At 73.1% G+C, this 17,166-nt stretch carries 15 protein-coding genes and 1 pseudogene; 5 read left to right on the forward strand and 11 right to left on the reverse strand.

Features of this window, described 5'->3' with window-relative positions; all coding sequences use genetic code 11:
• Positions 1-66 (forward strand): annotated as a pseudogene (locus ACF1BE_RS20620) (FMN-binding protein); the annotation flags it as partial.
• Positions 59-862 carry an FAD:protein FMN transferase gene (locus ACF1BE_RS20625; protein WP_392200485.1) on the forward strand — a complete coding sequence of 268 codons (804 nt, stop codon included), beginning with the start codon at positions 59-61 and terminating at the stop codon, positions 860-862. The pseudogene ACF1BE_RS20620 and the gene ACF1BE_RS20625, both read left to right, overlap by 8 nt.
• A gap of 130 nt (positions 863-992) precedes the next feature.
• On the opposite strand, the gene ACF1BE_RS20630 is transcribed toward ACF1BE_RS20625, so the two are convergent.
• The 8 genes from ACF1BE_RS20630 to ACF1BE_RS20665 form a co-directional block, all read right to left on the reverse strand.
• Positions 993-1,538, reverse strand: a complete 546-nt coding sequence (locus ACF1BE_RS20630) for an arginine repressor (RefSeq protein ID WP_392200486.1) — start codon at positions 1,536-1,538, stop codon at positions 993-995.
• A gap of 7 nt (positions 1,539-1,545) precedes the next feature.
• Positions 1,546-2,742 (reverse strand): acetylornithine transaminase, encoded by a 1,197-nt coding sequence (locus ACF1BE_RS20635; protein WP_392200487.1) that lies wholly within the window; start codon positions 2,740-2,742, stop codon positions 1,546-1,548.
• On the reverse strand, positions 2,739-3,638 hold the full coding sequence (gene argB / locus ACF1BE_RS20640) for an acetylglutamate kinase (RefSeq protein WP_392200488.1): 900 nt from the start codon (positions 3,636-3,638) through the stop codon (positions 2,739-2,741). The genes ACF1BE_RS20635 and argB overlap by 4 nt, the downstream gene beginning before the upstream one ends.
• Positions 3,635-4,786, reverse strand: coding sequence for a bifunctional glutamate N-acetyltransferase/amino-acid acetyltransferase ArgJ (argJ, locus tag ACF1BE_RS20645; protein WP_392200489.1), 1,152 nt, complete (start codon positions 4,784-4,786; stop codon positions 3,635-3,637). Before argJ ends, argB begins: the two co-directional genes overlap by 4 nt.
• Entirely contained in the window at positions 4,783-5,811 is a 1,029-nt protein-coding gene (gene argC / locus ACF1BE_RS20650; protein WP_392200490.1) for an N-acetyl-gamma-glutamyl-phosphate reductase, read from the reverse strand. The genes argJ and argC overlap by 4 nt, the downstream gene beginning before the upstream one ends.
• 131 nt (positions 5,812-5,942) lie before the next feature.
• Positions 5,943-6,401: a GtrA family protein gene (locus ACF1BE_RS20655; RefSeq protein WP_392200491.1), complete on the reverse strand. Its 459-nt coding sequence runs from the start codon at positions 6,399-6,401 to the stop codon at positions 5,943-5,945.
• A complete protein-coding gene (locus tag ACF1BE_RS20660) occupies positions 6,401-7,351 on the reverse strand; it encodes a glycosyltransferase family 2 protein (RefSeq protein ID WP_392200492.1) in 951 nt (316 codons plus the stop codon). The genes ACF1BE_RS20655 and ACF1BE_RS20660 overlap by 1 nt, the downstream gene beginning before the upstream one ends.
• The gene (locus ACF1BE_RS20665; RefSeq protein ID WP_392200493.1) at positions 7,345-9,936 is read right to left on the reverse strand and encodes a YfhO family protein; all 2,592 of its coding nucleotides are present in this window, start codon (positions 9,934-9,936) and stop codon (positions 7,345-7,347) included. The genes ACF1BE_RS20660 and ACF1BE_RS20665 overlap by 7 nt, the downstream gene beginning before the upstream one ends.
• Before the next feature lie 251 nt (positions 9,937-10,187).
• Between ACF1BE_RS20665 and ACF1BE_RS20670 the strand changes: the two genes are divergently transcribed.
• On the forward strand, positions 10,188-10,634 hold the full coding sequence (locus tag ACF1BE_RS20670; RefSeq protein WP_392200494.1) for a carboxymuconolactone decarboxylase family protein: 447 nt from the start codon (positions 10,188-10,190) through the stop codon (positions 10,632-10,634).
• Here the strand turns inward: ACF1BE_RS20670 and ACF1BE_RS20675 are convergent.
• Positions 10,621-13,101, reverse strand: coding sequence for an alpha-L-arabinofuranosidase C-terminal domain-containing protein (locus ACF1BE_RS20675; protein ID WP_392200495.1), 2,481 nt, complete (start codon positions 13,099-13,101; stop codon positions 10,621-10,623). The two genes, ACF1BE_RS20670 and ACF1BE_RS20675, sit on opposite strands and share 14 nt — an antisense overlap.
• 124 nt (positions 13,102-13,225) lie before the next feature.
• On the opposite strand from ACF1BE_RS20675, the gene ACF1BE_RS20680 reads away from it, so the two are divergent.
• On the forward strand, positions 13,226-13,669 hold the full coding sequence (locus tag ACF1BE_RS20680; RefSeq protein WP_392200496.1) for a DUF6314 family protein: 444 nt from the start codon (positions 13,226-13,228) through the stop codon (positions 13,667-13,669).
• Here ACF1BE_RS20680 and ACF1BE_RS20685 read toward each other — a convergent pair.
• On the reverse strand, positions 13,651-14,244 hold the full coding sequence (locus tag ACF1BE_RS20685) for a histidine phosphatase family protein (RefSeq protein WP_392200497.1): 594 nt from the start codon (positions 14,242-14,244) through the stop codon (positions 13,651-13,653). The genes ACF1BE_RS20680 and ACF1BE_RS20685 overlap by 19 nt on opposite strands.
• Before the next feature lie 501 nt (positions 14,245-14,745).
• Positions 14,746-16,287: a PLP-dependent aminotransferase family protein gene (locus ACF1BE_RS20690; RefSeq protein WP_392200498.1), complete on the reverse strand. Its 1,542-nt coding sequence runs from the start codon at positions 16,285-16,287 to the stop codon at positions 14,746-14,748.
• On the opposite strand from ACF1BE_RS20690, the gene ACF1BE_RS20695 reads away from it, so the two are divergent.
• The gene (locus ACF1BE_RS20695; RefSeq protein ID WP_392200499.1) at positions 16,241-17,152 is read left to right on the forward strand and encodes a DMT family transporter; all 912 of its coding nucleotides are present in this window, start codon (positions 16,241-16,243) and stop codon (positions 17,150-17,152) included. The genes ACF1BE_RS20690 and ACF1BE_RS20695 overlap by 47 nt on opposite strands.
• Positions 17,153-17,166 lie beyond the last annotated feature (14 nt).

Below are 17,166 nucleotides of genomic sequence, written 5' to 3' on the forward strand. Positions count from 1 at the left end.
GCCACCTACACCAGCGAGGGCTACCGCAAGTCCCTCCAGTCCGCCCTGGACCAGGCAGGTGGCTGACACGGTGACCGGGCCCGCGCAGACTCCGGCCGTGGTGCGTCACGCGGAGGAGGTCATGGGGACCGTCTTCTCCTTCGACGTCCGCGGCGGGGAACCCTCCGCGGTCCGGGCGGCGCTCGCCGAGGCCGTCGCCGGGCTGCACCGGGCGGACACGCTCTTCAGCACGTACCGGGAGGACAGCGAGGTGTCCCGGCTGGCCCGCGGTGAGCTGGACGTCGCCCGGTGCGCTCCCGAGGTGGCCGAGGTGCTGGAGCTGGCGGCCGAGGCGGAACGGGTGAGCGAGGGATGGTTCAGCACGCGGTACCAGGGCTCCCTCGACCCCACCGGGATCGTCAAGGGCTGGGCCGTCGAGCGGGCGGCGCGGCTGGTCGGCGCGGTCGAGGGGGTCTGCGGGGTCAGCGTCAACGGGGGCGGCGACGTGCAGATGCTGGGCGCGCCGGAACCGCGGCGGCCCTGGCGGGCCGGGGTGGCCGATCCGCTGCGTCCCGGCGGGCTGGCGGCGGTGATCTCGGCGGCCGGAGCGGAGGAACTGTCGGTGGCGACGTCCGGCACGGCGGAACGGGGCGCGCACATCATCGACCCACGGACGGGCCGGCCGGCGGTGACGGACCTGGTCGCCGTGACCGTGGTCGGACCACGGCTGACCTGGGCCGACTGCTGGGCCACCGCAGCATTCGCCATGGGCTCACGCGCGGCCCTGACCTGGCTGGAGTCCCTGCCGGACACAGAGGCGCTCCTGATCACGGCAGGCGACGAGGTCCGCTGCACAGCAGGCCTCCCCACAAAACTCGGCTGACCACCCCCACTACATCCCGCAGGGGCACCACCCCAGGGGCGCGGGGAACCGCGCGACCAACCCCCACCAACCCGCACCCGGCAGCGGACCGCCACCCCCGTCACCGGTCACCCGCCACCCCGCGGAGCGCTCAGTGGCTGTTCTGGGCCAGCCGCAGCAAATGGTCCGCCAACGCCTGTCCCCCACTCGGATCCCGGCTGATCAACATCAACGTGTCGTCGCCGGCGATCGTGCCGAGGATGTCGTGCAGCTCCGCCTGGTCGATCGCCGAGGCGAGGAACTGGGCCGCGCCGGGCGGCGTACGCAGGACCACCAGGTTCGCCGAGGCCTCCGCGGAGATGAGCAGCTCCTGCGACAGGCGCCGCATCCGCTCCTCCTTCGCCGACCCGCCCAGCGGAGCCCGCGGCGTACGGAAGCCGCCCTCACTCGGCACCGCGTAGATCAGGTCACCGTCGGCGTTACGGATCTTGACCGCGTTCAGTTCGTCGAGGTCCCGCGACAGCGTCGCCTGCGTGACGCTCAGCCCGTCGTCCGCGAGCAGCTTCGCCAGCTGGCTCTGCGACCGCACGGGCTGCCGGTTGAGGATGTCCACGATCCGGCCGTGCCGTGCGGTGCGGGTCTGCGGCACGCCGGGTCCGGCTCCCGCCGCCTGCTCGTGGTCCTGCGCGTGGCTCATCGTCGTCTCATTCCCCGGATAGTCCGTCCCCGTTGGCCTGCTCGAGGATGCCGGGCAGTGCCTGGAGCAGGGCACCCGCCTCGTCGTCGCGGAGGTTCAGCGGCGGCATGAGCCGTACGACGTCGGGGACGGGCGCGTTCACCAGGAACCCGGCCTCCTGGGCCGCCTGCTGCACCTGTGGTGCGCGCGGCCCGGTGAGCACGATACCCAGGAGCAGGCCCGCACCCCGGACATGGTCGATCAACGGGTGGTTCAGGGACTCGATGCCGTCCCGCAACCTCTCGCTCTGCCGCTTGACGTTGTCCAGCAGGCCCTCGTCGGCGATGGTGTCGAGGACGGCGAGTCCGGCGGCGCAGGCGACGGGGTTGCCGCCGAAGGTGGTGCCGTGCTGTCCGGGCCGGAGTAGTTCGGCGGCCCGGCCGAAGGCCACGGTGGCGCCGAGCGGCAGTCCCCCGCCGAGTTGCTTGGCGAGGGTGACGACGTCGGGGAGCACGCCCTCGTGGGCCTGGTAGGCGAACCAGCTCCCGGAGCGGCCGACGCCGGTCTGCACCTCGTCCAGGACGAGCAGGGCACCGGTGGCGGCGGTGATCGCGCGGGCCGCCTTGAGGTAGCCGGCCGGGGGCACGACCACGCCGTTCTCGCCCTGGACCGGTTCGAGGATCACCAGGGCGGTGTCCTCGGTGACCGCGGCGGCGAGCGCCTGGGCGTCGCCGTAGGGGACGTGGGTGACGTCGCCGGGCAGCGGCAGGAACGGGTCCTGCTTGGCGGGCTGGCCGGTGAGCGCGAGGGCGCCCATCGTACGGCCGTGGAAGCCGCCGCCGGTGGCGACCATGTGGGTGCGCCCGGTGAGCCGGCCGATCTTGAAGGCGGCCTCGTTGGCCTCGGCGCCCGAGTTGCAGAAGAAGACGCGGCCCTCCCGGCCGAAGAGCTGCAGGAGCCGTTCGGCGAGGGCGACGGTGGGCTCGGCCATGAAGAAGTTGGAGATGTGGCCGAGGGAGGCGATCTGGCCGCTGACGGCCTCGACGATCGCGGGGTGGGCGTGGCCGAGGGCGTTGGTGGCGATGCCGCCGACGAAGTCGAGGTACTCCCGGCCGTCGGTGTCCCAGACGTTCAGGCCCGCGCCGCGGACGAGGGGCAGGCGCGGGGTGCCGTAGTTGTTCATGAGCGCGCCCTGCCAGCGCCCGGTCAGCTCCTGGTTGCTCATGACTCCCCCTGTTCGTCCGGCACGACCATGGTGCCGATGCCCTCGTCGGTGAAGATCTCCAGCAGGATCGAGTGCTGGACCCGGCCGTCGATGACGCGGGCGGTCGTCACGCCGTTGCGCACGGCGTGCAGGCAGCCCTCCATCTTCGGCACCATGCCGGCGCTCAGGTCCGGCAGCAGTTTCTCCAGCTGGGAGGCGGTGAGGCGGCTGATCACCTCGTCGGAGCGCGGCCAGTCCTCGTAGAGGCCCTCGACGTCGGTGAGGACCATGAGGGTTTCGGCGCCCAGTGCCGCGGCGAGTGCCGCGGCCGCCGTGTCGGCGTTGACGTTGTAGACGTGCCCGTCGTCCTGGGAGCGGGCGATGGAGGACACGACCGGGACGCGGCCGTCGGCCAGCAGGGCCTCGATCGCGCCGGTGTCGATCGCGGTGATCTCGCCGACCCGTCCGATGTCGACCAGTTCGCCGTCGATCTCGGGGGTGTGCCGGGTGGCGGTGATGGTGTGCGCGTCCTCGCCGGTGATGCCTACGGCGAGCGGGCCGTGCCGGTTGAGCAGGCCGACCAGTTCGCGCTGCACCTGCCCGGCGAGCACCATGCGTACGACGTCCATGGCGTCCTCGGTGGTGACGCGCAGGCCCGCCTTGAACTCGCTGACGATGCCGTGCCGGTCGAGGGCGGCGCTGATCTGCGGGCCGCCGCCGTGCACGACGACCGGCTTGAGGCCGGCGTGCCGCAGGAAGACGACGTCCTGGGCGAAGGCGGCCTTCAGCTCCTCGTTCACCATGGCGTTGCCGCCGAACTTGATGACGACGGTCTTGCCGTGGTGCCGGGTGAGCCAGGGCAGCGCCTCGATGAGGATCTGGGCTTTCGGCAGGGCCGTGTGCTTGCGGGTGCTCATGAGGAGTAGGCGCTGTTCTCGTGGACGTAGTCGGCGGTGAGGTCGTTGGTCCAGATGGTCGCGGTCTCGCCGCCCGCAGCGAGGTCGGCGACGATGTGCACCTCGCGGTAGCGCATGTCGACCAGGTCGCGGTCCTCGCCCACGGCTCCGTCCTTGCAGACCCAGACGCCGTTGATGGCGACGTTGAGCCGGTCCGGTTCGAAGGCGGCCCGGGTGGTGCCGATCGCGGAGAGCACGCGGCCCCAGTTGGGGTCCTCGCCGTGGATGGCGCACTTGAGGAGGTTGTTGCGGGCGATGGAGCGGCCCACCTCGACGGCGTCCTCCTCGCTGGCCGCGTTGACGACCTCGACCCTGATGTCCTTGGCGGCGCCCTCGGCGTCGCCGATGAGCTGCCGGCCGAGGTCGTCGCAGACCTGCCGTACGGCCTCGGCGAACTCCGCGTACCCGGGGGTGACGCCGGCGGAGCCGGAGGCGAGCAGCAGCACGGTGTCGTTGGTGGACATGCAGCCGTCGGAGTCGACCCGGTCGAAGGTGACCCGGGTGGCGGCGCGCAGGGCCTTGTCCAGGGTGGCGTTGTCGAGGTCGGCGTCGGTGGTGAGGACGACCAGCATGGTGGCGAGGCCCGGCGCGAGCATGCCGGCGCCCTTGGCCATGCCGCCCACGGTCCAGCCGTCCCGGCCGGCCACGGCGGTCTTGTGGACGGTGTCGGTGGTCTTGATGGCGATGGCGGCCTTCTCACCGCCGTGCTCGGACAGCTGGGCGGCGGCCGTGTCCAGGCCCGTGAGCACCTTGTCCATGGGCAGCGGCACGCCGATGAGCCCGGTGGAGCAGACGGCGACCTCGATGGCGCCGCGGCCGAGCAACTCGGCGGCCTTCTCGGCGGTGGCGTGGGTGTCCTGGAAGCCCTTGGGGCCCGTACAGGCGTTGGCGCCCCCGGAGTTGAGGACGACGACGGAGACCTGGCCGCTGCTGAGGACCTGCTCGGACCAGAGCACCGGCGCGGCCTTCACACGGTTGGAGGTGAAGACGCCGGCGGCGGCACGGCGCGGCCCGTTGTTGACCACGAGGGCCAGGTCGGGGTTGCCGTTCTCCTTGATCCCGGCGGCGATGCCCGCCGCCGTGAATCCCTTGGCTGCCGTGACGCTCACGGTGCGACTCCGATCGTGGAAAGTCCGGTGGTCTCGGGGAGACCGAGGGCGATGTTCATGCTCTGGACGGCGCCGCCCGCGGTGCCCTTGGTCAGGTTGTCGATGGCGCTGATCGCGATGACCCGGCCCACGGCGGCGTCGTACGCGACCTGCACCGATACGGCGTTGGAGCCGTGGACGGACGCCGTGGTGGGCCACTGGCCCTCGGGCAGCAGGTGGACGAAGGGTTCGTCGGCGTAGGCCTTCTCGTACGCGTCCCGCAGGGTCTGAGCGGTCACCCCTTCCACCGCGGCGGCGCTGCACGTGGCGAGGATCCCGCGGGGCATGGGCGCGAGGGTCGGCGTGAAGGACACCGCGACCCGCTCCCCCGCGACGCCGCTGAGGTTCTGGATCATCTCGGGGGTGTGCCGGTGGCCGCCGCCGACGCCGTACGGCGACATGGAGCCCATGACCTCGCTGCCGAGGAGGTGCGGCTTGGGTGCCTTGCCCGCGCCGGAGGTGCCGGACGCGGCGACGATCACCGCCTCCGGCCGGGCGAGTCCGGCCACGTAGGCCGGGAACAGGGCGAGGGTGACGGCGGTGGGGTAGCAGCCGGGCACCGCGATGCGCCGGGACCCCTCCAGCGCGGTGCGGGCGCCCGGCAGTTCGGGGAGGCCGTAGGGCCAGGTCCCGGCGTGCGGGGAGCCGTAGAAGGTCTCCCAGTCGGCAGGGTCGCTGAGCCGGAAGTCGGCGCCCATGTCGATCACGAGGACGTCCGGGCCGAGTTGTTCGGCGACGGCCGCGGACTGCCCGTGCGGCAGTGCCAGGAAGACCACGTCGTGTCCGGCGAGCGCCTCGGGTGTGGTCTCGGTCAGGACGCGGTCGGCCAGCGGAAGCAGGTGCGGCTGGAGCGCGCCGAGCCGCTGTCCGGCGTTGGAGTTGCCGGTCAGCGCGCCGATCTCTGCCCCGGGGTGTGCGAGGAGCAGGCGCAGGACCTCTCCGCCCGCGTATCCGCTCGCTCCGGCCACCGCCACACGTACTGCCATGTCCACCCTCCTCAAGATGGCATGACTATACGCAGCTATGCAGGAGTATGCAACGCACTACCGGAAGCCGTCCGCGCGGTCGGTGCGGTCGGCTCTCCCCTTCCGGCAGGTGCGTGGACGCGGCGGCTCGCTCACGCGGCGTCGGCGGCGTCGGCGTCGGCGGCGCCGCGGATCCCCCCGGAGTCGCCGGGCGTGGCGGGCGCGGTGGGCTCCGCCGCCGGCAGCATCACCCACCGGGACACGACGAACGTCACCGGGATCGCCGCCGCCGAGGCCAGGAGGGGGGCGAAGCGGTGGCCGGCGTGGAGGACGTCCACGATCACGTAGACCCCGGCGGTCGTGATCACGAAATTGGTCGCGTTCGTCAGCGGGAACAGCAGGAACTTCCGCCAGGTGGGCCGGGTCCGGTAGGTGAAACGGGCGTTCAGGAAGAAGGAACCGGTCATGCTGAGCGTGAATGCCAGGGTGTGCGCGGCGAGATACGGCAGCCATCTCAGGAACAGCAGATACAGCCCGTAGTAGGTGGCCGTGTTCACCACACCGACCACGGCGAACGCCACTATCTGGCGGGGCAGCGAGCGACTCGGCATCAGGGGATGAGGTCCTTCGTCCGTTCCACGTTGGTCGCCTTCACCAGGAAGTGCGGGCGGCCCTTCACCTCGTAGTAGATGCGGCCGGTGTACTCGCCGATGACACCGAGCATGACCATCTGCACTCCGGCGAGCGCGGTGACCGCGGTGATGATGGTGACATACCCGGGCGTCCGGACGCCGTTGACCAGGGCCGCGCCCACGATCCAGGCCGTGTAGAGGCCCGCGCACAGCAGCAGGCCCAGGCCGAGCCAGAGGGCGGCGCGCAGCGGGCGGTTGTTGAAGGACAACAGGCCGTCCAGGCCGTAGTCGAGCAGGCCGCGCAGGGACCAGGAGCTGCGGCCGGCCCCGCGGGCCGCGTTCGCGTAGGTGAAGGTGACGCTCGAAAAGCCCACCCAGGCGAACAGACCCTTGGAGAAGCGGTTGTACTCGGTGAGGCCCAGGACCGCGTCCACCACGCGGCGCGACAGCAGCCGGAAGTCGCCCACGCCGTCGACGAGTTCGACGTCGACCAGGCGGTTGACGATCCGGTAGTACAGGCGGGCGGTGAGGGTGCGGGCGAGCCGGTCGCCGGTGCGGGTGCGCCGGGCGATGACCTGGTCGTGGCCCTGCTCACGCAGTTCGACCATGCGCCGGATCAGCTCCGGTGGGTGCTGGAGGTCGGCGTCCATGATGACGACCGAGTCGCCCGAGGCGTGCCGGAGACCGGCGAGGAGGGCCGCCTCCTTGCCGAAGTTGCGGCTGAAGGAGACGTAGCGCACCCGGGAGTCCGCGTCGGCCAGGTGCTCCAGGACGGCGAGGGTACGGTCGCGGCTGCCGTCGTCGACGTACACGAACTCCATGTCGTGGCCGAGCGGCAGCAGTTCCTCGGCGACCCGCTGGACCTCCTCGTGGAAGCGGGCGAGGACGTCCTCCTCATTGTGGCAGGGCGCGACGATCGATATCAGCATGGCGGGTCTTCCCCTGGGCGCGGTCGGAGAGCGGTGGTCACGCGCTCGCGCGGTGATGTGGTCGTGGCCGGTGCCCGGGCGCGCCGGCGGCGGACGGCGGTGAGGGCGGTGAGCAGGACGAGGGCCGTCAGCGAGACGGCCCCGGCCGTCACGCCCAGCCGCAGGCCGGGTGGGTGGAAGGTGCAGGTCACACGGGTGGAGTGGGCGTCGAGCGGTAGGGCGGTCAGGCCGTGGAAGCCGGCGGCGGGGCGCTCGGGGCCGTCGCCCGCGGCGCACCGCCAGCCGGCGGTCCGGGGGACGGCGAGCACCGCGATCCCCTTGCTGCCTCCGGGCAGCCGGGCCCGTACGGTGCCGTCGGAGACGGTGACCTCGGTGGCTCCGGTGGCCTTCAGACGGGCGGCGGCGGTGTGCAGCCGGGCGGTGTCCAGGCAGCCCACGGCGCCGGCCGGGATGCGGCCGGGCCGGTCCGGGGTCAGCTCGACGCGGACCCGTCCGGTGGCCGGGGCCCGGCCGAGGGGCGCCATGGCGGCCCGGTTGCGCGGGAACGCGTACCGGAACGGGACCGGCCCGGCGGCGCCGGTGAGGCGTGCGGTGCCGGAGAAGTGCGGGGCCCACAGGTGGACCTGGGTGCCGGCCGGGCACCGGGCGGTGAGCGTCGGCGCGGACACGGCGCTGCCGGTGCCGACCCGCCCGGCCCGGACCGGGCGTCCGCCGTCGTCGTGGACGGTGACGCGGGGCACGGTGTAGACGCGGCTGCCGAGCAGCAGTTCCTGGTTGCGGTACGGCGACGGCCCGAACTTCGCGGTGCCGGGCGTGGCCCGGACGGTCACCAGGGGCGGCACGTCCTGCCGGGTCACGGTCACCGGGCCGCCGTCCCCCGGCAGGTGCGTCCGGTGCGGGTCGGGCGGCGAGTGCACCCGGGCGCCGACGGAGAAGATCACGTCCGTGACCGCGTTGTCCAGGCTCTGCACGCTGCGGCCGCGCGAGGTCCAGCCGCCGCCGAGGGCGGTGAGGGTGCGGCTGAGGACGTCCGGGGTCAGGCTGCTGTAGTAGGCGGCGCCCTGGCCGCCCACCAGCATCGGGTCGTTGCCGACGGTCTGTTCACGGCCGGGGTCGGTGCGGTACCGGGGCCAGCCGTCGGCTCCGGCGACCGCCGCCGCCTGCCGCTCCTGCCGCCCGCCCCAGGGCGCGTGGTCGTCCAGGTGCCCCAGGCGCAGCCGGGCGGAAACGGCGGAGGTGGCGGCGGCCTCGCCGCACTGTGCGCCGAGCAGCAGGACGACGGCCAGCCCGGCGAGCCGGCCGCGCCGCCCGGGGCGGCCCAGGAGGAAGAGCCCGCCCAGCGACCCGGCGACGGCGAGCAGCAGCACCGGCCAGGTCCAGACCCGGACCAGGCCGCTGCGGGCCGCGAGGGCCGTGATCAGGGCGAGCAGCGCGGTTGCGGCGCCGAGGGCCCGCCGGTCCGGCAGGCCGTACGCCAGGGCGTGCCAGGCGGCGAGGACCAGCAGCCCGCACAGCACGAACGCCTGCCGGTAGGAGCTGCCCTGCGGGGTGGCGAAGGCGTGCCAGAGCAGGTGGGTGGGGCCCCACTGGAGGGACAGGGTCACCATGAGCACCAGCGCGGTCCAGCCGGTGCGGACGGTGACGGGAACCGCCCGGTGGAAGGGCAGGGCGAGGGCGAGGAGGAGGGCGGTGACGCCGACGTAGAGGGCCGGGGAGCCGAAGCCGTAGGTGGCGGGGAGCAGCCGGGCCGCCACGTCCTCGGTGGGGACCGGCGCGAACCGCCGTACGCGGCCGGGGTAGGCGTGCCGGGTGCCGAGGTAGACGACCGTCACGAGCGGGGCGGCGAGGCCCACGCCGAGCAGGGTGGTGAGGGTGGCGCGGCCGGCTGCCGCGAGCGCCTGCCGGCGGGGCGGGCGGGCCAGGAGCAGGCGCAGCAGCAGGACCAGTGCGGCGCCGAGGGTGGCCATGTAGGCGGTGTAGAAGTTCGCGGTCCAGGTGAGGGCGACGGTCAGGACGCCGGGGACGCGCCGGCGTCCGTCGAGCGCCCACTCGCCGGCCAGGCACAGCAGGGGCAGGGCGATCAGGCCGTCGAGCCACATCGGGTTGTAGGAGGCGTCGGCGACGCTCCAGCCGCACAGCGCGTAGGAGCTGCCCAGCAGGGCCGCCGCCCACCAGCGGCCGGGCCGCAGGGTGAGCAGCAGCCAGGCCATGGCCGCGGCGGCGGACGCGGTCTTCAGCAGGGTGACGGCGTAGACGGCGAGGTCGATCCGGTCGCGGGGGAAGAGGGCGACGAGCGGGGCGAAGGGGCTGCCGAGGTAGGTGCCGAGGTCGGGCAGGAAGCTGGTGCCGTAGCCGGACCGCCAGTTGACGAGGAGGCCGCCGTCGGCTTGGCCGTGCAGCAGGTCCCACAGGTGGGCGTGGAAGGGCACGTACTGGTTGCCCAGGTCGTTGACGCTGCGGGTGCGGGGGCCGAAGGGGTAGCTGCGGGCCAGTGTGTCACCGGCGCACAGGGCCGTGATCGTGACGGACGCGGCGAGCAGGGCGGCGGCCCGGCGCGGCACGTCGGTCGAGTTCGGTCGGTCCATCGCGGCAGGGCCCCCAGCGGAATTCACTCGCGGTTTTCGCCGAGTGAGACGGGAGGGATTTCCCGATGGTTGTGTACTCATCGACAAGTGGGCCGGGATATTCCGAATAAGGAAAACAATGCGTGAATTCCCCGGCGCCCCGGACAACCAGGGATTTACGGAAGGTGTTCCCGGGGTGAATCGTGGGCCGGCGGGCGCTGCGCCGCGCCGGGCTTGACCTTGAGTGCGCTCCAACTCCTACGGTTCAGGTCATGAGCAACCAGCGCGGCACCACCCGTGACGAACGTTTCGCCCATGGCCTGGAGGTACTGGACTCCGTCGACGGCGAGGCCGGCCGGCGGGTCGTCGACTCCCTCGCCGACATCAGCCCCGAGCTGGGGCACCAGATCGTCGCCTGGGGGTTCGGCGAGCTCTACGCCCGGCCGCAGCTGGCGCCCCGGGACCGCCAGCTGGTCACCCTGGGCATGCTGACCGCCCTCGGCGGCTGCGAGGCCCAGCTGGAGGTGCACATCAACGCGGCGCTGAACGTGGGTCTCAGCCCGGAGCAGGTCATGGAGGCACTGCTGCACTCGGCCGGTTACTGCGGTTTCCCACGGGCGCTGAACGCCACCTTCGTCGCGAAGAAGGTGTTCGCCGAGCGCGGGCTGCTGCCGGCCGGGCGGCAGCGGCCCGCGGACGAGGCGCCTACTTCTCCCTGATTCTCAGGAAGGTGATGGAGTTCGCCGGAAAGGTGTACGTGAACCGGCCGGCGGCTCCGGTGAACACCGACGTCCGGGGGGCGACCGGGGTGGACGTCCCGGTGTTCACCGCGTCGGGTGCCGCGGCGAGCGTGGTCACCCGGGCCCGGGAGGCGACCCGGGCGCCGCCCAGGTCGATCGCCGTGCGGGCCGCGGCGGACCGGGCGTTGACGACCTTGACGATCAGCTCGCCGGTCCGCGCGTCCCGGGTGACGACCTGGCGGAACGGTTCGGCCGGTTTGTCGTCGGTGAAGCGGCCCCACTCCTGGCCGTCCAGGAAGAGGGTGGCCTGGCGGCCCCGGACCGTGACGCGGATGTCGTAGGTGCGGCCGGTCGCCACCGATCCGGCCCGGGACAGCAGCGTGGCCTTGCCGCCGTCCACGGCCTGCTCGACCGCCGACCGGGTGTTGTTCCAGCCGCCGATGTTCCACCAGTAGTAGTTTCCGGTGTCCTTGACCCCGAAGGCGACGAGGAAGCCCTCCTTGCCGGACGTCTTGGTGGCCTTCACGTGCAGGTCGTAGTCGTGCCAGCGCGGGTCACCGGCCTGGACCATGGTGTTCTGGGCGCTGTCGTCGCTCTGGACGTAACGGCCGTCCCGGACGGTCCAGCTGCCGGTGCCGGTGTGCGTCCACCGCGCTGCGTCTCCGGAGAAGTCGTCGCTCAGCAGTGTGCTGCCGTCGGCCGCGGTGACCCGCACGTCGTCGTAGGCGGCGGCGGTGTCCCAGGTGGACAGGCCGACGGCGCCGGTGAGGGGTCCGCTCAGGTCCGGGGTGGCGGTGGCCGTGCTGGGCACCACCCGGTCGCCGACGTTGGTCATGAACAGCTTCTGCACCTCGTAGTTGGCGGAGCCCCAGGAGGCGTGGTTGTCGAACCACACCATGTCGGGGCTCCACTGCACGGCGTCCTCATTGGCGAACAGCGGTGCGTAGGAGGCCAGCCGGACCACGTCCGCGTTGCGTTCCAGCCCGGTCATGTACGCCGCCTCGGCGAGGCCGTTGCTGAAGGCGTTGCCCTGGGAGGCGTACTCGCCGAGGAAGACCTTGGGGCCGGAGCGGTCGTAGGAGTCGTAGCGGTCGTTGTTCTGGAGGAACCACCGGGGGCTGTTGTAGTAGTGCTCGTCGACCAGGTCGACCCCGGCGTCCCGGTTGAGTTTCCAGGCCGCGTCGAAGGTCGGGCCGGAGTCGTCGGGGCCCGAGTTGGAGATCACCCGCATGGACGGGTACTCGGCCTGGACAGCCGCGCGGAACCGGGTGAAGCGGGCGAAGAACTCGGTGGGCAGGTTCTCCTCGTTGCCGACCTCGATGTGGGTGAGGTGGAAGGGCCTGGGGTGGCCCATCCGGGCGCGGATCCTGCCCCACTTCGAGGTCGCCGGGCCGTTGGCGAACTCGATGAGGTCCAGGGTGTCCTGGATGTGCCGGGCGAGCAGGGCGTCGTCGTCGACGGCCCTGTTCTGGCCGCAGCCGGTCACCAGTGCGGGGACGACGGGCAGCGGCATGGCGCCGATGTCCTCGGCGAAGCGGAAGTACTCGTAGTAGCCGAGGCCGTAACTCTGGTTGTAACCCCAGAAGTTCGCGTTGGTGGCGCGCTTCTCGACCGGGCCCACGGTGTCCTTCCACTGGTAGGCGCGCTTGCGCTGCCAGCCGGAGGCCTCGCTGTAGTCCTGCATGGAGCCGGTGTTGACCAGGCAGCCGCCGGGGAAGCGGACGAAGCCCGGGTGCAGGGCGGCGACCTTCTCGGCGAGGTCCTTGCGCAGGCCGTTGGGCTCGTGCCGGTAGGTGTCGCGCGGGAAGAGGGACACCATGTCCAGGGCCGCGGCGGTGGGGGAGGCCACGGTGAGCCGGCCGGTGGTGCTGGTGCGGGTCGCGGTGAAGGCGGCGCGGTAGCGGGCCCAGCCGTGCTTCCCCACGGTGATCCGACGGGCGGTCGCGAGCGTGCCGCCGGCGTCCTGGAGGCTCACGGTCAGCGTGGTGCCGGTGTCGGCCCGGGCCCATACCGAGAAGTCGTACTTCTCGCCGTCCCGCACGGCGATGCCGGTGTTGTAGCCGGTGTTCGTGACGGAGGAACCGGCGCCCAGGGAGAGGTAGTCGCGGTTGCGGTCGTCGAGGCGGCCGGAGTCGTCCACGATCCGCGCGGCGCCGGAGACCGTCCAGGCGGTCAGCGGGGTGTAGGCCGGGTTGTCGTCGGCGGAGTACTCGAAGGACCGGTTCTGGACCAGTTCGGCGTACAGGCCGCCGTCGGCGGCTCGGTTGATGTCCTCGAAGAAGACGCCGTACATCGTTCTGTCGATCTTCGGCCCCGCGGCGGAGGGGTCGACGGTGATCGCGTAGTCGGTGACGTCCTCGGCGTGGGCGGGGGCGGGGAGGGCGGTGGCGGCGAGCAGGACGGCGCTCGCTCCCAGGCCGAGTCTCCAGCGGGCGGTGCGTGACATGGATGCTCCGCGGCTCGATGTTCGAAATATCAGACGTTGGTCAGCACTTCGAACGGCAAGATAGGGAAGGGGTATGAGCACGTCAATGGGGCGGACCCGGAGGGACGGACGGAGAGGGAGCACGATGGACGAGTTCTGGCCCGTGGCCGACCTGCTGGCCCATCTCGCCGGACGCTGGCGGGCCGAGCGGAGCGTGCGGGACCTGGCGAGCGGGGACACGGGACACTTCACCGGGGAGACCGTCTTCAGCCCGCTGGACGGCGGCGGGCTGCTGCACACGGAGTCCGGCACCTTCACCTGGCAGGGCGTGGCACGGCCGGCCACGCGGACCCTGCGGTTCCTGCCGGGGCCCACGCCGGGCCGGGCGGACGTGCGGTTCGCGGACGGGCGACCCTTCCACGCGCTGGACCTGACCTCCGGGCGGTACGTCGCCGACCACCCCTGCGCGGCCGACCTCTACCGGGGCGAGTTCACCGTCCGGGACGCCGGCCACTGGCGCACGGTGTGGCGGGTCGGCGGACCGGCGAAGGACCTTCTCCTCATCACCGACTACGCGCGCGAGGCCTGAGCGCCGCCCCCGTCGAAGCGGAGGTTCCACCGGCCCGAGCGGCCCGTGACGGTGATCGTGGACAGCGGACGGACGTCGATGTTCCAGTAGCTCGACGGGGGCGCCTTCAGGGCATAGACCAGGGCCGCGCGGATCACCGACGGTTCGGCCACCGCGACGATCCGGCCGCCGTCGTCCGCCGGCCGGGTGTCCAGCCAGCCGCCGACCCGGGAGATGAACACCAGCAGGGACTCACCGCCGTGCGGGGTGGAGCACGGATCGGCCAGCCAGGCGTCCACCGCGGCCGGCTCCCGGGCCATCGCCTCGCCCAGCGTCAGGCCGCGCCAGCGGCCCATGGCGCAGTCACGCAGCGCCGGCTGGACCAGCGGGGCGTACCCCAGCGCGTCGCCGGTGGCCCGGCTGCGCGGGGTCGGCGAGCAGTAGCGCAGCTCGGCCGCCGCCAGCGGCAGCAGGTCCCCGGCGACGCGCTGCACGTCGTCCCAGCCGGCCCCGTCCAGCGGCCGGTCGTCCTCGAAGCGCTCCGCGAGCAGGGAGGAGCTGCGCGCGGCGGCGACGAACGTGACCCTCAGTGGCATGCGGCGATGGTGAGCCGCGCGGAGGAGCAGGTCAAGAGGGGTTACCTGGGAGTTACCGCGGGGTACGGCACTTTGTCCGGCTTCCTGCCGGAAGGTGTGGACCATTCGCCGCGCCGGACGGCCCGGCTCTCGGAATCCAAGGTTCCGGTACACGCCGGGCGCGTCCCGCGTCGCGCGCAGCGGCCGGCGCACGCCGAAATGGGTGTCTCCCCGGGATGATCGCCTCCTGGGGTGAAAGCGTTCCCCCCGGCCGCGTCGTAACGGGCGATGATCTGATCGTCTCCGGCGGCGTCGGCGTCGGCGTCCCCACGCGCCCCGTGCGGGTGATGGGGCCGCAAGCCGATCAGCGCCCTCCTCAGCGACAGCGCGAACCCCACCCGGTCCGCTCCCGGCTTGTTCCGCAGCCGCTCCTGGCCCTCCTCCACCAGGGGACGCGGGCCGGCCCGGCGGGAGAACCCGTAGCCGTCGGGGAAGCCGGGTGTGCCGCTCGTGCGGCGCTCCTCACAGGTCCGGCCGCGCCGGGGCCGGCGGTCGTCCCAGTACCTCGTCGCAGGCCGCCCGCAGCCGCCGTACCCCCTCCGCGATCTCCCCGGTGCCGGCGACCGCGGCGAAGCTCAGGCGGAGGTGCGCGGCGGGGGGCTCGGCGCTGAAGTAGGGGCGGCCGGGGGTCAGGGCGACGCCCGCGCGCAGGGCCGCGGCGGCCAGCGCGGCCTCCGTCCCGGAGCCGAGCGCCACGGAAGCGCCCCCGCCGCCGTCGGGCAGGCGCAGCCACAGGTGGTAGCCGCCGCACGGGATGTGCGGCAGGGCGAGCTCGGGCAGGTGCCGGGCGAGCGCGCTCGTCATGGCGTCCCGACGGGTGCGCAGCTCGGCCGAGAGCGCACGCAGATGGCGCGGCCAGGCCGGGGAACCGACGAGTTCCAGGGCGGCCTCCTGGAGGGGCCGGGGCACGAAGAAGCTGTCCACGACCTGGATGGCGCGCAGGCGCTCCAGCACCGGGCCGTGCGCGGCCAGGGCGCTGACCCGGAAGCTGGGCGAGGTGGCCTTGGTCAGCGAGCCGACGTGGACGACCACACCGTCCGGGTCGTCGGCGGCCAGCGGGCGGGGCAGCGGGCCCGCGTCGGCGTGCACCAGCCTGCGGACGAAGTCGTCCTCGACGACGAACGCGCCGGCCTCGCGGGCGATGCGCAGCACCTCGGAGCGCCGGGCCGGCGCCAGCACGGCGCCGGTGGGGTTCTGGAACAGCGGCTGGCAGACGAAGACCCGGGCACCGGTGGCCTGGAAGGCGTCCGCGAGCAGGTCGGGGCGTACCCCGTCGGGGTCCACGGGCACCGGGACCGGCCGCAGGCCGGCCGCGCGGGCGAGGGCGAGCATGCCCGGGTAGGTGGGTGACTCCACGAGGACCGGGGCGCCGGGCGGGGCCAGCGCGCGCAGGGCGGTGGCCAGCGCGGCCTGGCCGCCCGCCGCGATCAGCACCTCGGCCGCGGTGACGGCACCGCCGATCCCGCGCGCGAACCACTCCCGCAGCTCCGGCAGTCCCTCCAGCGGCGGTCTCCCCCAGGCGCCGGGCCGACGTCCGGCCCGGGCCAGGGCCGCCGCCATGGCCCGCTCCGGCTGCAGGGAGGGGTGGAGATAGCCGCCGTTGAACTCCAGCACCCCGGGCGGCGGTGCGGCCAGCGAGACCGTGACCCCGGCGGCGTCCACCGTGCGGGGGACGAGGTCGGCGGCGCCGTCGGCGCTCAGCGCGACCTCCTGCCAGGAGGTGTCCCCGGCGGGTGCCCGCGTGGGGTGCGGCCTGGCCCGGAAGGCGCCGGCGCCGGGCCGGGTGACCACGAGGCCCTCGGCGGCGAGCTGGGCGAGGGCCCGGGAGACGGTCACCGGGCTCACCCGGAACCGCTCGACGAGCGCTCGGCTCGACGGGAGCTTTCCATCTACTGGATAGCGGTCGAGTTCCTGCCGCAACTGTTCGGCCAGTTCAGCCACGCTGCTACGCTGATGCATGAGAACCCAGAGTAGCGCTACTACGGTAAGCCCGATAGCAGTCACCGCTCCCCGGGAGTCCGGGAACCTCGGCACCCTCCAGGCCGCCGTCGGCGTGGTCGCCTTCTCGCTGACGTTCCCCTCGACGGCCTGGGGGCTGGAGAGCTTCGGTCCCTGGTCCCTGGTGGCGGTGCGCGGGGTCCTGGCCGCGGTCGTCGCCGGCGGCTGCCTGCTGGCCCTGCGGGTACGGCTTCCGGCCCGCCGCCACCTCACGGGTCTCGCCGTGGTCGCCGCCGGAGTGGTGCTGGGCTTCCCGATGCTGACCACGCTCGCCCTGGAGACCTCCACCACCGCACACGCGGCCGTGGTGGTGGGGCTGCTGCCGCTGACCACCGCCGTGTTCTCGGCCCTGCGCACCGGCGCCCGCCCCTCCCGCCGGTTCTGGCTGGCGGCCGTCGCCGGCGCGGCGGCCGTGATCACCTTCACCCTCGCCCAGAGCGGCGGCACGCTCACCGCCGCCGACGGTTTCCTCTTCGCGGCCCTGCTGGTGTGCGCGGCCGGCTACACCGAGGGCGGCCGGCTGGCCCGGGTCATGCCGGGCTGGCAGGTCATCGGCTGGGCGCTCGTGCTGTGCCTGCCGCTCAGCCTGCCGGCCGCCGCGCTCGCGCTGGCGTACGAGCCCGTGCACCTCACCGGGCACGGCATCGCCGGCCTGCTGTGGGTGGCGCTGGGATCGCAGTTCCTCGGCCTCGTCGTCTGGTACCGGGGAATGGCGGCCATCGGCATCCCGCGGGCCAGCCAGTTGCAGTTGGCACAGCCCCTGCTCACACTGGTGTGGTCGGCGCTGCTGCTGGGCGAGCGCTTCACGGCGGCCGCTCCGCTGACCGCCGTCGCGGTGCTCGTGTGCATCGCCGTCACACAGCGGTCGTGATCGTGAGGAGGGCC

This window comes from Streptomyces sp. NPDC014991, from assembly GCF_043080665.1.
In the GTDB taxonomy this organism is placed as follows: domain Bacteria; phylum Actinomycetota; class Actinomycetes; order Streptomycetales; family Streptomycetaceae; genus Streptomyces.

What these genes read in the sequence shown, in the direction of transcription:
- ACF1BE_RS20685 (WP_392200497.1), bottom strand. Translation starts at nt 14,244, where the DNA reads ATGCCACTGAGGGTCACGTTCGTCGCCGCCGCGCGCAGCTCCTCCCTG.
- ACF1BE_RS20660 (WP_392200492.1), bottom strand. Translation starts at nt 7,351, where the DNA reads ATGCTGATATCGATCGTCGCGCCCTGCCACAATGAGGAGGACGTCCTC.
- ACF1BE_RS20695 (WP_392200499.1), top strand. Translation starts at nt 16,241, where the DNA reads ATGAGAACCCAGAGTAGCGCTACTACGGTAAGCCCGATAGCAGTCACC.
- ACF1BE_RS20635 (WP_392200487.1), bottom strand. Translation starts at nt 2,742, where the DNA reads ATGAGCAACCAGGAGCTGACCGGGCGCTGGCAGGGCGCGCTCATGAAC.
- ACF1BE_RS20665 (WP_392200493.1), bottom strand. Translation starts at nt 9,936, where the DNA reads ATGGACCGACCGAACTCGACCGACGTGCCGCGCCGGGCCGCCGCCCTG.
- ACF1BE_RS20675 (WP_392200495.1), bottom strand. Translation starts at nt 13,101, where the DNA reads ATGTCACGCACCGCCCGCTGGAGACTCGGCCTGGGAGCGAGCGCCGTC.
- ACF1BE_RS20670 (WP_392200494.1), top strand. Translation starts at nt 10,188, where the DNA reads ATGAGCAACCAGCGCGGCACCACCCGTGACGAACGTTTCGCCCATGGC.
- argB (WP_392200488.1), bottom strand. Translation starts at nt 3,638, where the DNA reads ATGAGCACCCGCAAGCACACGGCCCTGCCGAAAGCCCAGATCCTCATC.
- ACF1BE_RS20630 (WP_392200486.1), bottom strand. Translation starts at nt 1,538, where the DNA reads ATGAGCCACGCGCAGGACCACGAGCAGGCGGCGGGAGCCGGACCCGGC.
- argC (WP_392200490.1), bottom strand. Translation starts at nt 5,811, where the DNA reads ATGGCAGTACGTGTGGCGGTGGCCGGAGCGAGCGGATACGCGGGCGGA.
- ACF1BE_RS20655 (WP_392200491.1), bottom strand. Translation starts at nt 6,401, where the DNA reads ATGCCGAGTCGCTCGCTGCCCCGCCAGATAGTGGCGTTCGCCGTGGTC.
- ACF1BE_RS20680 (WP_392200496.1), top strand. Translation starts at nt 13,226, where the DNA reads ATGGACGAGTTCTGGCCCGTGGCCGACCTGCTGGCCCATCTCGCCGGA.